This window comes from Pseudomonas sp. SJZ080 (assembly GCF_007828295.1).
GTDB lineage: Bacteria > Pseudomonadota > Gammaproteobacteria > Pseudomonadales > Pseudomonadaceae > Aquipseudomonas > Aquipseudomonas migulae_A.
In genome coordinates, this window is record NZ_VIUK01000027.1 from 37,642 (window position 1) to 52,220 (window position 14,579).

Here is a 14,579-nt window from a genome sequence, read left to right on the forward strand (position 1 = left end):
CTCTGCACTGTGCCAATCCAATGGCAAAACCCGCTTCGAGCGCCAACGAGTTTTGAGCGCCGCGTTGGGCCTGAGTTTGATGCTTCGCGTCAAGCTCGTCTGCCCTCGTCGGCCTCATTAGAGGCGATTGCCGAAATCTTCGGAGCCGCCGAAAAACTTGGCGACATCTTCACCTCCTGTGTTTGTGCTTTGTTGGCGTCGGCGCCAAGTCGCATTAATGAGGTGCTATCCATTTCAATACAATGCGAAGTGGAGGAGTTCGATCCAAAAACGAAGCAACAACTGTATGGATTGCGCTGGCGGCCTTCAAAGGGTGGAAAGGCGCAAGTCAAATGGGTGGTGCAATCCATGGCCAGTGTTGCTCGAGAGGCGGTGAGTAAACTCAGGAGCATTTCTACGCCCGCGCGTGACGTAGCACGGTGGTATGAGCAACATCCTGATGCCATTTATTTACCAGCGGAATTGGAGACTCTTCGGGGGAGGACGCTAGTAAGTTCAGAAGAGGTGAGTTCGATTGTTTTTCTCACTCCACCGCCCGATGGCAATCACGCCAAGCGTGGGGCACGGTGGTGCAGGAAGCATGGGATTGTTGAACACATTCCTTATGAACCTCAGCGAAAAAATGCCCCGAGATTTCTGTTCGCGGACATTGAACGAGTGATCATTTCGATGCTGCCAACTAACTTCCCGATGGCGGACCAGAACAACAACCTGAAATACAGTGAAGGGCTTTGCTTGACGCGCGTTAATGAATTAACCGAGGCGTGGGCAACGTACCGAGGGGTAATCGTCTTACCAGACACCAGTTATATTCAGAAGCAATTGTCAAGTGCGCGAAGGGCCCTCAATATTTTTGATCGCTTCGGATATCGTGAATTAGATGGCAGCCCAATGAAAATCACGACGCATCAATTTCGCCATTTTTTAAATACCGTGGCACAGATGGGCGGATTATCGCAACTCGACATCGCCAAGTGGAGCGGTCGCGCCAAGGTTGGACAGAACAGGTGCTATGATCACCAATCCGACAGGGATGTGCTGGCACTCGCCAGGTCCGCTTTAGGTGATCCGGAAAAGTCGGCCGGGCATATCGCCAGTATTCCACCCAGTAGTTTGATTGCACGGGATCAGTTTGCGGCACTGAAGATCGTGACCGCCCATACAACGGACCTGGGATATTGCCTGCACGATTTTTCCATGCTGCCTTGTCAGCTCTATCGAGATTGCCTCAATTGTGATGAGCATGTGTGCATTAAAGGTGATGTGGTCCGAGAGCAGGCTATACGTCAGCATCGTCTGGAAATCCAGATCCTCCTCGCGAAAGCCTTAGAAGCGCTGGACGAGGAGGCATTTGGTGCCAACCGTTGGGTCGAACACCAGACGCTGACCCTAAAACGTTTGGATGAACTGTGTGACATTTTTGAGGACTCTTCCGTTGCCGCGAACGCAATTATTCAGCCGCGTGGGGTTGTACCCGCGTCAAGATTGGAACAGTTACTGGCCCATCATCAAATTGTGAAAACGTATGAACTTCAAGGTCCAGCCATTGAAGATCCAAATGTGCCACGCATAGAGTCTGAGGACCTGTGATGTCTCGTTCGAGAAATCTTACCCCTGGTGCTATAGAGCAGATCGTGTCGATCCTTGATGGCTGGTCTGGAAAGTTGACTTGGGATCTGCTGATCCAAAGCGTCGCTCGCCGTTTGCGGGGGACCTACACGCGTCAGGCGCTTCATAAGCATGAACGGATTAGGAGTGCGTTCACTTTACGTAAAAAAACACTCTCTATTTCGGTTGGGAAGAAGAAGGCCATAAGCCCAGAGTTTCAAGCGACAAACGAGCGAATTGCACGTTTGGAAGGCGAGAATCAACGCCTGCAAATGGAGAATGATCGACTGCTCGAACAATTTGTGCGGTGGGCCTATAACGCTTACAGCCGGGGTTTGGATGAACAGTTCCTATGCCGCCCACTACCCGCCATCAATCGACAGCAAAGACCATAGTGGATGGCAGGCGCTCATGCTGGGCGTAGATCACGCCTGTTGCTGCGACTGCCCTCGGTAGCTTCAGGGAGCTTGGGATTCGTATTTTTGTTTGTGGAGCATGCTATGTCTGTCGGCTACTACTTGGCTTGCCTCGAAACCCAGCGATATGTCTGGATCGGAACGGTTGGTGACATAACATCAGCCGTCGGCGTGGACGCTGAGCTTGTATCGAGTTTTTGTCTAGTGCATCGCGGTAAGACACTAATCGTGGTCAGCGAATCGCACCAAGTCGTTGGGGAAGGCCACGAATGGGCGCTTTGACTTCCAGGCATTCCACTGGCGACGGCTTCAAAGCGCGGTTGTACCCAGAAAACCGTCATCGATCACGAATGTCAGTTTTTGGTTGTGGATTCAACCGGTCGATAGCCGTAAGTAAAGAAATGTTGTCTTTACGGCTGTATTCACCACTAAAAGGAAACATTCCTTTTCCTTAGCGTGTTGGCGCTGATTGAAAACTGACCCACTGGGTCAGTTTTCAATCAGCGGCAACACTCCCGGAGTCTGCTTGCAGGAGTCTCTCGCTGTAGGGCAATGCTTACTTACATCTCTAAAATGCTCACTTCAAAACCAGCGGGGTCTGATGGTTGATCAGTGGCCACGGCGTGCATCATGGCTGCTTGCATTCTGCCGTCAATCTTTCGACGCATAGCGAGCGGTACCGGTTCCCACTAGCGGCCCGGCCGATATGTGGCGGATCCGTAGCGAGCACGGCAATCGATCATGCCGTGGCCCACGCATCTTTCCTCGTCGCCTGGCGATCCCGCATGTCGCCTGCATCCTGACGGCAGGGGAGCAGGGCGTCTCTGGCAGGCGCGGCTACGTTAGCTCGTAAAAAGTTAGTCAATTAAAGGGCCGTGAAGTAATGAAGAGTGTTTCCGTTGCGATGAAGCTGGGCTTGGGCTTTGCGTCCGTTATATTCATTACATTGATTATCGCGTTGGTCGGTTTGGTGGGTGGCAATAACATCAACACCATGCTCAACGAAATGTACGCCAACAACCTAGTCCCTATCAAAGACGTGGCGAATGCCAACATGCAGGCCATTTACCATAACCGTGGGCTTTATGACTATTTGATTTCCGACAAGGTCGAGCTGGACAAAATTGTCGAGGGTATGGACCGAAACAAAGCGAAGATGACTGAGTTGCTCGACAAGTACGCAAAGACCTATCTCACTGATCGCGAAAGGGATTTATTGAAAAAACTGGATACTGCATGGGGGCCTTATGAAGTATCGGCCAAAAGAGTTTTGGCTCTTGCGCAAATCGATAAGCTGAAAGCCACGGATCTCATGAATAATGAGACCACTCAGTTGTTTCAGGCAGTGGATGATGTATTGTCGGACATCGTCGATTTTAACGACCAGTTGGCTAAAGAGGCTTACGACGAAAGTGATGCGGCTGCAAACAGGGCGCAGCAGATTCTCATCGGCATGCTAATTGCTGCGGTATTGGTTTCTGTCTTTATCGCCTTTTTCATTACCCGTGGGTTGCTCAGGCAGTTGGGCGGCGAACCGGCGTTTGCGGCGCAGGTGCTGTCCAGGGTTGCAGCGGGTGATCTCGGCGTAACGATACCACTGCGCAGTAACGACACCGGCAGCATGCTAGCCGCGTTGAAGGGCATGGTAGAGAAACTTTCACAAATCATCGGCGAGGTGCGTGGGTCGGCCAATGCCCTGACCAGCGCCTCCGAGGAAGTTTCCGCTACCGCACAGTCCTTGAGTCAGGCCTTCAGCGAGCAGGCGGCCAGCGTCGAGGAAGCGTCGGCCTCGATCGAACAGATGTCCGCTTCCATCGAGCAGAACACCGCGAACGCCCGGGTCACCGACGGTATGGCGGGCAACGCCGCCAAGCAGGCCGTTGAAGGCGGCGTGGCGGTCAAGGACACGGTCAGCGCGATGAAAAGCATCGCGGAAAGAATCGGCATCATCGATGACATCGCCTATCAGACCAATCTGCTCGCGCTCAACGCCGCCATCGAGGCCGCCCGCGCCGGCGAGCATGGCAAGGGCTTTGCCGTGGTCGCCGCCGAGGTACGCAAGCTGGCTGAGCGCAGCCAGGTCGCCGCCCAGGAAATCGGTGAGGTTGCCAAGGGCTCGGTGGCCCTGGCCGAGCGTGCCGGCAGCCTGCTCGATGAAATTGTTCCGGGCATTTCCAAGACCAGCGATCTGGTCCAGGAAATCGCCGCCGCATCCGCCGAGCAATCCTCCGGCGTGGGCCAGATCAATACGGCGATGAACCAGCTCAACCAAATCACCCAACAAAACGCCTCTGCCTCAGAGGAGTTGGCCGCCACCGCCGAGGAAATGAGTGGGCAGGCTGAGCAGTTGCAGCAACTGATGAGTTTTTTCAGTCTGACGCGCCACGGTGAGAATGAGCGTGGCGCTTCTCCCTCAACCGCTTCTGCCAGGTCCAGGGCGGTTTCGAACCAGCCCGCCATCAGCCGCTTGGCTGATACCCGTGATTCGGCGGTGCCAAGCGGTTTTGTGCGTTTCCAGGAGTGATGCCGTGGGACAGTCGATCAAGCTGGACAATCGCGCAGACTCACTGCAGACCCGACAGTACCTGGCCTTCACCCTGGCCGGCGAACAGTTTGCCGTGGGCACACTCAGCGTGAAGGACATCATCGAGTACGGTGAGCTCACTGGTGTACCGATGATGCCACCCAGCGTTCGCGGGGTGATCAACCTGCATGGGACGGTGGTACCGGTGGTCGATCTGGAAGCGCGCTTCGGTGGCCGGCCGACCGAGGTCGGCCGGCGCACCTGCATCGTCATCTTCGAAGTGGATTGTGGCGATGAGCAACAGGTGATTGGCGTATTGGTCGACGCAGTGAACGAGGTGTTGGAAATCAATCTGTCGGACATTGAGCCGCCACCGGCCTTCGGTGCGCATGTGCACACCGACTTCATCCAGGGAATGGGCAAGGTCGACGGCCGTTTGGTCATTCTTCAGGATATCGGTCGGGTGCTCTCGGTGGGCGAACTCGCTGCGCTGGATGAGGTGAGCGAGGCTCTTGAGTACGGAGAGTCGGATTGTTGATTCCTGAAGTTCGTATGGGCATTTCGGCGCGCCTGATGATCGCAGTGAGAGGGGCGCGCGCGGTGAAGGAAACGCTGCAGGCGATGAAGAGCATCGCAGAAAGGATCGGCATCATCGATGACATCGCCTGCCAGTCCGACCTGCTCGCCCTGAATGCCGCCATCGAGGCGGCACGCGCCGGCGTCCACGACAAGGGCTTCGCCGTGGTGAGCGGCGAGGTGCGCAAGCTGGCCGAGCGGGCCGTCAGTCTACTTGACAAGATCGTTCCCGGCATCGCGAAGACCAGTGTTCTGGTCCAGAAGATCGCTGCCGCTTCCGAGGAGCAGTCCTGCGGCGTTGGTCAGATCAGCGTGGCGATGAACCAGCTCAACCAGATTACCCGTCAGAATGCTTCGGCCTCTGGAGTGCTGGCTGCCATGGCCGAGGAAATGAGCGGCCAGGCCGAGCGGTTGCAGCGATTAATGGAGTTCTTCACGCTCGCCGGCGCTGCGCGTCAAGACTGGCAGTCGTCTGGCTTTGCAGGAGTAATGCAATGAACTCACTGATCGACACCGGCAACCTGATGTTCTGGCTGCTGGCAGTCTCGGCTCTCGGCATCGTGATACTCGTCGTCTTGAGCACTCGCTACCGGGGAGATCCACGCACCGATATTCAGATAAGTGCTCCCCTTGAGTCGCTTGCCGAAGTCGAACCGGACAGCCTCGAGCGCTTCAATCGATACGCGATCGAACAACTCAGTGCCGTCTCTGAGATTCTTGCGAAAAAGCATCTCAACAAGCCTGACGACAGGGGAGAGGACAGCGACTCCAAACGCCATGAGCGCCGCTTGATCATCGGTGAGCAACCCGATATTTCCTTTGGCAACGAGCTCAATGAGCTTGAGGACAAAGTGTGCCTGCTGAACAGGCTCGCCGCTCAGTTGCTTGATATCGAGCGGGCTCTTGTCGGTACGGGCGTTGGTACATCGCCGGCCGCCGACACCGCGGCGCCAAATAGTCGCTACCTCTTTTTCACACTCGGTGGCGCGCCGTTCGCGGTGAGCGCGTCGAGTGTCGATACGATCGTCGAGGTCACTCCAATCGTGACCGGATCCGGTCTATCGACGCGGTTGCGTCGGGCGATCAGGTTGCGCGATGCGCTGGTGCCGGTGATTGACTTGGGTGCCCATTTCGGTGGGCCGCCGATAGAGATCGGTCCAAGCACCAGCATCGTCATCTTCGAAGTGATTCGCGACGACAGCAAGCAGTTGGTCGGTGTTCTGGTCGATGCGGTCGTCAAAGTGCTGCCAATCCCTTTGCAGGACATCCAGTCGCCGACAACATCGGACAACAGGATTTCCAGCGATTTCATCCTCGGTACAGTCACGATCGACAACCAGGGCGTCACCTTGCTGGATATCGGGCGAGGTTTTTCAGTGAATGAGTTCGTTGCGCTCGGCCCAAGGAGCCCTACAGAATGAATAATCCGGTGCTTTCCGATAAAGAGTTTCAGCAGTTTCGCGGCATGATCTTCGAGATCGCCGGGATCAGCATGTCCGATGCCAAGAAGCCCCTGATCAGCGGTCGCCTGGCCAAGCGCGTCCGCCAGCATGGGCTGTCCGGCTATGGCGAATACTTTCGCCTGCTGATGAGCGAGCGCGCGGAACTGCAGGTCGCGGTGGACCTGTTGACCACCAACGAAACCTACTTTTTTCGCGAGCCGAAGCATTTCGACTTCCTCCGTGAGCGGATCCTGCCGGAGTTGCTCGACCGTTCCAGCTTGCGCGTCTGGAGTGGCGCCTGCTCCTCCGGCGAGGAGCCCTACAGCATCGCCATGACCTTGGCCGATGCCCTCGGCAGTCGACCCTGGGAATTGCTCGCCTCGGACCTCAGTACACGCATGCTGGAAAAGGCCCGCGCGGGCTTGTACGACATTGCCGACGCCGAAAACATTCCACGGCCGCTGTTGAACCGATATTGCCTCAAGGGAGTCGGCGAGCACGCCGGTAAGCTGCTGATAGACCCGGCGTTGTGCAACCGTCTGCGTTTCCAGCAGATAAATTTGAATTCAGCGCTGCCGGAACTGGGTGAGTTCGAGGTGATATTCCTGCGTAACGTAATGATCTATTTCGACCTCGAGACCAAGCGTCAAGTGGTGCGGCGCATGCTGCCGTTGCTCAAGCCGGGTGGCTATTTCATCGTCAGCCACTCGGAGAGCCTGAACGGTGTCTGCGACGAGCTTAAAGTCGTGGCCCCTTCCATCTACCGCAAGCCTCATGCGTAGACCCGACGGCATCATCGAGATCTTTTTGCAGCCGGGCGAGTTGTATTTCGGCGACCGCTACACGCGCATCCGGACTCTGCTGGGCTCCTGTGTATCTCTGGTGTGTTGGCATCCCAGGCTGCTGATCGGCGGCATGTGCCACTTCATGCTGCCGACCCGGCCGCACCCGCCAACCGGGGAGCTGGACGGCCGTTATGGCGATGAAGCCATCGAGCTGATGCTGCGTGAAGCTCGCGTTCACGGCGTCTCGCCCATGGAGTTCCGCATCCAGTTATTCGGCGGCGGCAACATGTTTCCCTCTATCGGTAGGCAAAAGGACAGGCACGTGGGCAAAAAGAACGTCGACGCCGCCAGGCAGTTGCTACAGGTTCACGGTCTGACGTGCAGGGGTACCCATGTGGAGGGGGTGGGCCACCGCAACCTTATCTTCGACCTGTGGAGCGGCCATGTCTCGCTCAAGCATGTTTCGCCGGCACTGGACCCACGCCAGGGGACGCGCGCATGACGCCCATCAAGGTCATGATCGTCGACGACTCCGCCGTGGTGCGCCAGGTGCTGTCGGCCGTGCTCGCCGCACAGCCGGGGATCGAGGTGATCGGCGTGGCCGCCGATCCGTTGTTCGCCCTGGAGAAAATGCAGCGGCAATGGCCCGATGTGTTGGTGCTGGACGTGGAAATGCCACGCATGGACGGCATCACGTTCCTGAGGAAACTGATGGCTGAGCGACCGACTCCGGTGGTGATCTGTTCTACGCTGACCGAGGCTGGGGCGCAGACCACCCTGCAAGCGCTGGCGGAAGGCGCGGTCGGTATCGTCAGCAAACCCAGGCTGGGGCTCAAGCAATTCCTCCACGAAGCCGTTGACGAACTGGTCCAGGCCATCCAGAGCGCGGCGCGGGCCAACCTGCGCCGTCTGGTCCCCCAGGCTGCTGTCAAATTGTCCGCCGACGCGATCCTGCCAGCCGCAAGTCTGGCGATGGCACAGACCACCGAGACGCTGGTGGCCATCGGCACCTCCACCGGCGGCACCCAGGCGTTGGAAGCGATACTTACGCGCTTGCCGCGGGCCTGTCCCGGCCTGGTCATCGTTCAGCACATGCCGGAACGCTTCACCGCGGCCTTCGCCGAGCGGCTGAATAGGCTGTGTCGGATCGAGGTGCTGGAGGCGCGCAATGGTGACCGGGTAACCCCAGGGCGCGCGTTGATCGCCCCCGGTGGGCGGCACATGCTGCTAACACGAAGTGGTGCCCAATATCACGTGGAGGTTCGCGACGGCCCGCCGGTCAGTCGGCACCGCCCTTCGGTCGACGTGCTGTTTCGCTCCACTGCCCGTGCGGCCGGCGGCAACGCGCTGGGGATCATCATGACCGGTATGGGCGACGACGGTGCGCGCGGCTTGAAGGAAATGCGCGAGGCGGGTGCACGAACCCTTGCCCAGGACGAGGACAGCTGCGTCGTTTTCGGCATGCCGAAGGAGGCGTTCAAGTTGGGCGCGGTAGAGCGGATGCTCCCCCTCGGTGAGATCCCCGCGGCGATCCTCGCGGGCATGACCGGCAGGCGATGAATACAAGCTTTCCCAGAGAACCCACTTATATCGATGGGCACTGACGGCTCTGTAAGGGGGATGGGCTGTGCAGCTGAAAAGAGGCCCGAGCCCGGAGCCTGAAAAATCACCTTCGCCTCATGAGGATCGAACATTCAAATGAAAATTCTTCGCAACATGCCCATCAGCCGTCGGCTATGGATCGTACTCCTGCTTGCCATGACCATGCTTCTTTTGCTCGGTTTGACGATGTTGCGCCAGATCTACATCGAGGACTATGCCGCCAAGGAACAAAAGACCCGGCAAGTGGTTGAAGTCACCATGAACATACTTGAGCACTACCACGGTTTGGAAAAGACCGGTGCACTGAGCCGCGAAGAGGCACAGAAACAAGCCATCGTTATGGTGCGCAAGCTGCGTTATGACGGTGATAACTATTTGTGGATCAATGATCTCGGGCCGAAGATGTTGATGCATCCGACCAATGCCAAGCTCGACGGTCAGGACCTCTCTGGATTCAAGGATCCGGACGGCAAGGCCCTGTTCATGGACATGGTCGCGGTCGCCAAGAGCAAGGGCGGTGGTTTTGTGGACTACCGCTGGCCCAAACCGGGCGCCAGCGAGCCAGTGGGGAAAGTCTCTTATGTCCAGCTGTTCCAGCCATGGGCCTGGGTGTTGGGCTCAGGCGCGTACACCGATGACGTGCAAGCCGCGTTTCGTGCTCAGATGTGGAAAGCTGCCGCTGTGTTCCTGGGCATCGGCCTGCTGCTGGGCGGCCTGATCATACTGATCAGCAAGAGCATCACCCGGCCATTGAGCGACGCGGTGCGCGCGATGGCCGATATCGCCGGCGGAGACGGCGACCTTACGCGTCAACTGGACGCTCGCGGTCAAGATGAGCTGACCGCACTGGCCGGTCACTTCAACGGTTTCACTGGAAAACTGCGCGGCGTGATCGAGCAGTCGTTGCAAGCGGCCAATGCACTGAATCAGGCATCGGCTTCACTGAATGCCATCGCCACCGAAAGCCAGGGCCACAGCGTGCAGCAGTCACAACAGATGGAGCGGGTGGCTGCGGCGATCGATGAGGTGACGTACGGCGTCCAGGATGTGGCGAAGAATGCCGAACAGGCCGCCGGGGAAGTGCGTGACGCCGATGAGCGAGCCCGGTTGGGGCAAAGCAGTATTGACAATTGTTCACGGCAGATCGAGCAGCTGTCAGGGACCATCGAGCAAGCGGTGGCGGTTATTCAGACCCTCTCGCAGGAAAGTACCCAGATCGGAAGGGTTCTTGAAGTGATTCGCGCCATTGCGGAACAAACCAACCTGCTTGCCCTCAATGCCGCCATCGAAGCGGCGAGGGCGGGGGAGCAGGGTCGCGGCTTTGCCGTGGTGGCGGACGAAGTCCGCATGCTGGCTCAGCGCACTCAGCTATCGACCACCGAGATCCAGGGCATGATCGAAACCCTGCAGCGTAACTCCGATGCCGCGGTCAAGGTGATCGACGAGAGCCGCCAGGGTTCGCAACTCACCATCGAACAAGCCAACCTGGCCAGCCGCAGCCTGGATCAAATAGGCCATTCCCTGCGTAACCTGACCGGGCTCAATGCCTCCATTGCCAGTGCGACCTCTCAACAATCTCAGGCGGTCGAAGACATCAACCGCAACGTCACCCAGGCCACCGGCCTCGCACAGGAAAACGCTCAGGCCGGCGAACGAACCAGTGCCGCCAGCCAGAATCTGCGGCAATTGGCCGGTCAACTGAATCGTCTGCTGGGCCAGTTTCGGGTTTGAACCGTAAATCCGCACAGCAAGTTTTTGCAGTTTGGAAAACTTCAGAGGGCGGGTTTCAGTTGCGTGAAGCCGCGGTGTGGCAGGCCTTTGTGGATAACGCAGAAAGTCGTTGTCGTTTCAACCAAAGGCACGCTCAGCGAGTTGGTCGGCGTCCCCCTGGATGGTGCGGATTTGCCCTACCAAAAAATAAGCGGCTACTGATTGCCGGCAAACGCTTCGAGTCTGAATCATGGGTGCTTGAAACTCGCTCAAAAGCATGCCCTGGCTCGCAGCTAAACATCCGGGTGTGCCCGTTGCTCCTGCTTGACCTGACTTGTAATGGAGGCATGTTCGGTATTGGCCGGCGTTTCACCAATTACCCGCGACCTGAGGGTTGCACGGCAATCGATGATCCTAAAGCTCGGTGTGTGGACAACGCTTTTCCCGAACCTTTCTCACCACAAACCATTATTTGGAATTCACTTCGTGAACAATTGGACCATCAGACAAAAAATTAGCATCTTGCTCGCCTCGGTCATTCTGGCCTTTGGGGGGTTGACAGTGTTTCTGCTAGGTCGTCAGGCAGCCGCTACTGCCGACATCCATAGTCTGTATGACAACGACTACCATGTGGCATCGACCATCGGTCAGATTGATGGGCTACTTACGCGCGTGGACATCAATATCCTGCGAATGATTGCCATTGGGAGTCCGAGCGCCATCGCCGAGTGGAAAGCCCAGAACACCGAGCACTTCAACAAGGTCGACCAGTTGCTGGGTGAGTTGAACGCATTGGCCGATTCGACCACGGCGACGTCGGTCAATACCTTGGGTGAGGCCTATGCGCGTATGCGCAAGGGTATGGAACACCAGGTTGAAGCTATCGAGGCCGGTGACATCAAGCGTGGCGGCGAGATCAACCTGAGTGAGGTCAAGGACAACGCAGTGAAGGCCTTCAGTACGCTGTCCGAACTCAAGAGCGCACAGGACTTGAAGGCCAAGAGCAAGATCGAGGCACAGGAGGTGGCTGCATCGTTCATCCGCACCATTTCGATCATAACGGCTATTTTGGTTGCGCTATTCTCGATCGGATTCGGGCTGCTGTTTCTGCGCACCTTGCTCAAGCAGCTTGGCGGCGAGCCGGCCTATGTGGTGGAGGTGGTATCGAAGATTGCCGGCGGCGACATGACCGTGGAGGTGCAGACCCGGGCCGGTGATAGCGCCAGCATGTTGTTCGCCATCAAAGCCATGGTGGGAAAACTCTCGCAAGTCATTGGTGAGGTGCGCGGTTCGGCCAACGCCCTGAGCAGTGCCTCGGAGGAAGTCTCCGCCACCGCCCAATCGATGAGCCAGGCCTCAAGCGAACAGGCCGCCAGCGTCGAGCAGACATCTGCCTCGGTCGAGCAGATGTCCGCCTCCATCGAGCAGAATACCGAGAACGCCCGGCTCACCGATGTCATGGCCGGCAAGGCCACCAAACAGGCCCGCGAGGGTGGCGAGGCGGTCAAGGACACCGTCAGCGCGATGAAGAGCATCGCCGATAAGATCGGTATCATCGACGACATCGCTTACCAGACCAACCTGCTGGCCCTCAACGCTGCCATCGAGGCCGCCCGTGCCGGTGAGCATGGTAAAGGCTTTGCGGTGGTCGCCGCCGAGGTGCGCAAGCTGGCCGAGCGCAGTCAGGTCGCTGCCCAGGAAATCGGCGAGGTAGCCAAGAACTCGGTGGCCCTGGCCGAGCGCGCGGGCAGCCTGCTCGACGAGATCGTCCCCGGTATCGCCAGGACCAGCGACCTGGTCCAGGAAATCGCCGCAGCTTCCGAAGAGCAATCCTCCGGCGTCGGCCAGATCAACACGGCGATGAATCAACTCAACCAGATCACCCAGCAGAACGCCTCGGCCTCCGAGGAGTTGGCCGCCACCGCCGAGCAAATGAGCAGTCAGGCTGAACAGCTGCAGCAAGTGATGGGCTTCTTCACCCTCGCCCGCCATGGTGAAGGCGAACGCAACACAGTCGCCGTTGGAGCTAAGTCGACCCCATCCGTGCCCGCCCCGAGCAAGCTGCTGGTAAGCAGTCGCGACTCGGCCGTACCCGCCGGCTTCGTGCGCTTCCTGGAGTGATGTCATGGGACAGTTGATCAAGGGGCATAGTCCCGACAGCGCGCCGCAACCCCGGCAATACCTGACCTTCACCCTCGCAGGTGAACAGTTCGCCGTGGGTACACTCAGCGTCAAGGAGATCATTGAGTACGGCCAGCTGACCGGCGTACCGATGATGCCGCCAAGCATTCGCGGGGTCATTAACCTGCGCGGTGCGGTAGTGCCGGTGATCGACCTGGGAGTGCGGTTCGGCGGTCGGCAGACAGGGGTCGGACGGCGTACTTGCATCGTCATTATCGAGGTGCGCCAGGTCGACGAGCGCCAAGTGATCGGCGTATTGGTCGACGCTGTGAACGAGGTGTTGGAAATCAATCCGGCGGCCATCGAGCCGCCACCGGCCTTCGGTGCGCATGTGCGCACCGACTTTATCCAGGGCATGGGCAAGGTCGGTGACCGTTTCGTTATTCTTCTGGACATCGGCCAGGTGCTCTCGGTGGATGAGCTTGCCACGCTGGAGAAAGTGAGCGGGGCATCAGGATACGAGGAGGATGATAATTGAACTCCAAGGTTTCCTGGGGGGGGCTGTGCTCATTGATAACCGAGCGACCGACTCTACGGCATGACCGGTAGGTGTCGCTTGAAACTGAAGAGCGAAAGGCTCCGCGAGAAAAAATTCCAATGAATAAACTGCTGGGTAATCTGAGCGTAAACCTGAAGCTTGCACTGGGTTTCTCTCTGGTCTTGCTGCTGACGTTGATCATCACCTTTGTCGGTTGGTTCGGGTTGAACGCCATGAGCGTGCGTAGCGACAAGCAGATGTCGATTTCGGAAATTGAAAAAATCAGCAAGGATTTACGTATCGCACGTCTGTTCTACGCCGCCAATCATGGTGCTGTGAATGCTGCGGCCGTCGTCGGGCAATTGGACCGTCTCGATCAAAATCTGCTGCAGGCTCGGGCATTTCATAAGGCACCCCGGGATATTCAAGCGATAGAAGAATGCATAAGGAGCGCCAGCAACTATCGCGCCGCGTTCAGCCAGTTCAGTCGCGCCGTCGAAGCGGGTGGGGCTATCCTTGATCAATCCCACCAGTATGCCGATGCCTCTTCGAGTGCACTCAGCAAGATTTTCGATGTACTGCATGAACGAGCGACTCCTTATGGGGGATTGGATAAACAGGAAAAGCTGCAGGATGCCGTTGTCGCGCAAGGCATGCTGATACGAGAGGCACGATTCAAATGGGTTGAATACGCCGCCAGCGGTAAGGTGCAGTTGGAGCGATCTGCGCTAGACGCCATCGACCGGGCTCAAGACGGTATCGATCGACTGGTCGACAGCATGCCCCCTGAGCTGGCCGATGGCGTGCAAGGTGTCGGTCGGACGCTCACAGGTTTTCGCGCCGCCGTCGATCAGTTTCGCAATGCGCAACTTGCCGCGCAAAAGGCGCAAAATATTCTGGATGACGAAGTGACTCGGCTGTTTGAATTGTTCAAGCAGATGTCGTCCGAACAAATCGTGAAGCGCGATCAGGTGTCCAGACAATCCAAAATGCTGCTCATCGGTATCGCGAGTGCCGCTTTGTTGCTGGGTATCTTGGCCGCCATCATCATCAGTCACCAAGTCACCCGTCCTGTCCGTGAGGCGATGGATATTGTCGAACGCATTGCCGCCGGCGACCTCACGCATAATCTAGTGGTCACCCGCCGCGATGAGCTGGGAGTGTTGCAACAAGGCATCCTGCACATGGGCGAGACACTGTGCGACCTGATCGGCGGTGTTCGCGAGGGTGTCACGCAGATCGCCAGCGCGGCCGAAG

General features: G+C 57.7%; 11 protein-coding genes and 4 pseudogenes. All 15 read left to right on the forward strand.

The window, feature by feature from the left end; all coding sequences use genetic code 11:
- Positions 1-9: 9 nt before the first annotated feature.
- The gene (locus FBY04_RS26900) at positions 10-1,590 is read left to right on the forward strand and encodes an integrase (protein ID WP_145318177.1); all 1,581 of its coding nucleotides are present in this window, start codon (positions 10-12) and stop codon (positions 1,588-1,590) included.
- Positions 1,591-1,634: 44 nt separating this feature from the next.
- Positions 1,635-2,003 (forward strand): hypothetical protein, encoded by a 369-nt coding sequence (locus FBY04_RS26905; RefSeq protein ID WP_256667176.1) that lies wholly within the window; start codon positions 1,635-1,637, stop codon positions 2,001-2,003.
- A gap of 904 nt (positions 2,004-2,907) precedes the next feature.
- Positions 2,908-4,548 (forward strand): methyl-accepting chemotaxis protein, encoded by a 1,641-nt coding sequence (locus FBY04_RS26915; protein ID WP_145318186.1) that lies wholly within the window; start codon positions 2,908-2,910, stop codon positions 4,546-4,548.
- 4 nt (positions 4,549-4,552) lie between these two features.
- Positions 4,553-5,086 (forward strand): chemotaxis protein CheW, encoded by a 534-nt coding sequence (locus FBY04_RS26920; RefSeq protein ID WP_145318189.1) that lies wholly within the window; start codon positions 4,553-4,555, stop codon positions 5,084-5,086.
- A gap of 41 nt (positions 5,087-5,127) precedes the next feature.
- Positions 5,128-5,571: pseudogene (locus tag FBY04_RS26925) on the forward strand (methyl-accepting chemotaxis protein); the annotation flags it as partial.
- A gap of 47 nt (positions 5,572-5,618) precedes the next feature.
- Complete coding sequence (locus FBY04_RS26930; RefSeq protein WP_145318193.1) at positions 5,619-6,545, forward strand: chemotaxis protein CheW; 927 nt, start codon at positions 5,619-5,621, stop codon at positions 6,543-6,545.
- Positions 6,542-7,348 (forward strand): protein-glutamate O-methyltransferase CheR, encoded by an 807-nt coding sequence (locus FBY04_RS26935; protein WP_145318196.1) that lies wholly within the window; start codon positions 6,542-6,544, stop codon positions 7,346-7,348. Before FBY04_RS26930 ends, FBY04_RS26935 begins: the two co-directional genes overlap by 4 nt.
- Positions 7,341-7,853: a chemotaxis protein CheD gene (locus tag FBY04_RS26940; RefSeq protein ID WP_145318199.1), complete on the forward strand. Its 513-nt coding sequence runs from the start codon at positions 7,341-7,343 to the stop codon at positions 7,851-7,853. The genes FBY04_RS26935 and FBY04_RS26940 overlap by 8 nt, the downstream gene beginning before the upstream one ends.
- Positions 7,850-8,911, forward strand: coding sequence for a chemotaxis response regulator protein-glutamate methylesterase (locus FBY04_RS26945; protein WP_145318203.1), 1,062 nt, complete (start codon positions 7,850-7,852; stop codon positions 8,909-8,911). Before FBY04_RS26940 ends, FBY04_RS26945 begins: the two co-directional genes overlap by 4 nt.
- A 228-nt stretch (positions 8,912-9,139) precedes the next feature.
- A pseudogene (locus FBY04_RS33335) lies at positions 9,140-9,826 on the forward strand (cache domain-containing protein); the annotation flags it as partial.
- Between the two features lie 123 nt (positions 9,827-9,949).
- Positions 9,950-10,684, forward strand: coding sequence for a methyl-accepting chemotaxis protein (locus tag FBY04_RS33340; RefSeq protein WP_371927870.1), 735 nt, complete (start codon positions 9,950-9,952; stop codon positions 10,682-10,684).
- Positions 10,685-11,071: 387 nt separating this feature from the next.
- Positions 11,072-11,611, forward strand: a pseudogene (locus FBY04_RS33345) (MCP four helix bundle domain-containing protein); the annotation flags it as partial.
- Positions 11,585-12,784 (forward strand): methyl-accepting chemotaxis protein, encoded by a 1,200-nt coding sequence (locus FBY04_RS26955; protein ID WP_371927871.1) that lies wholly within the window; start codon positions 11,585-11,587, stop codon positions 12,782-12,784. The pseudogene FBY04_RS33345 and the gene FBY04_RS26955, both read left to right, overlap by 27 nt.
- Before the next feature lie 4 nt (positions 12,785-12,788).
- Positions 12,789-13,322 (forward strand): chemotaxis protein CheW, encoded by a 534-nt coding sequence (locus FBY04_RS26960; RefSeq protein ID WP_145318210.1) that lies wholly within the window; start codon positions 12,789-12,791, stop codon positions 13,320-13,322.
- Between the two features lie 119 nt (positions 13,323-13,441).
- A pseudogene (locus FBY04_RS33350) lies at positions 13,442-14,509 on the forward strand (methyl-accepting chemotaxis protein); the annotation flags it as partial.
- Between the last annotated feature and the right edge of the window lie 70 nt (positions 14,510-14,579).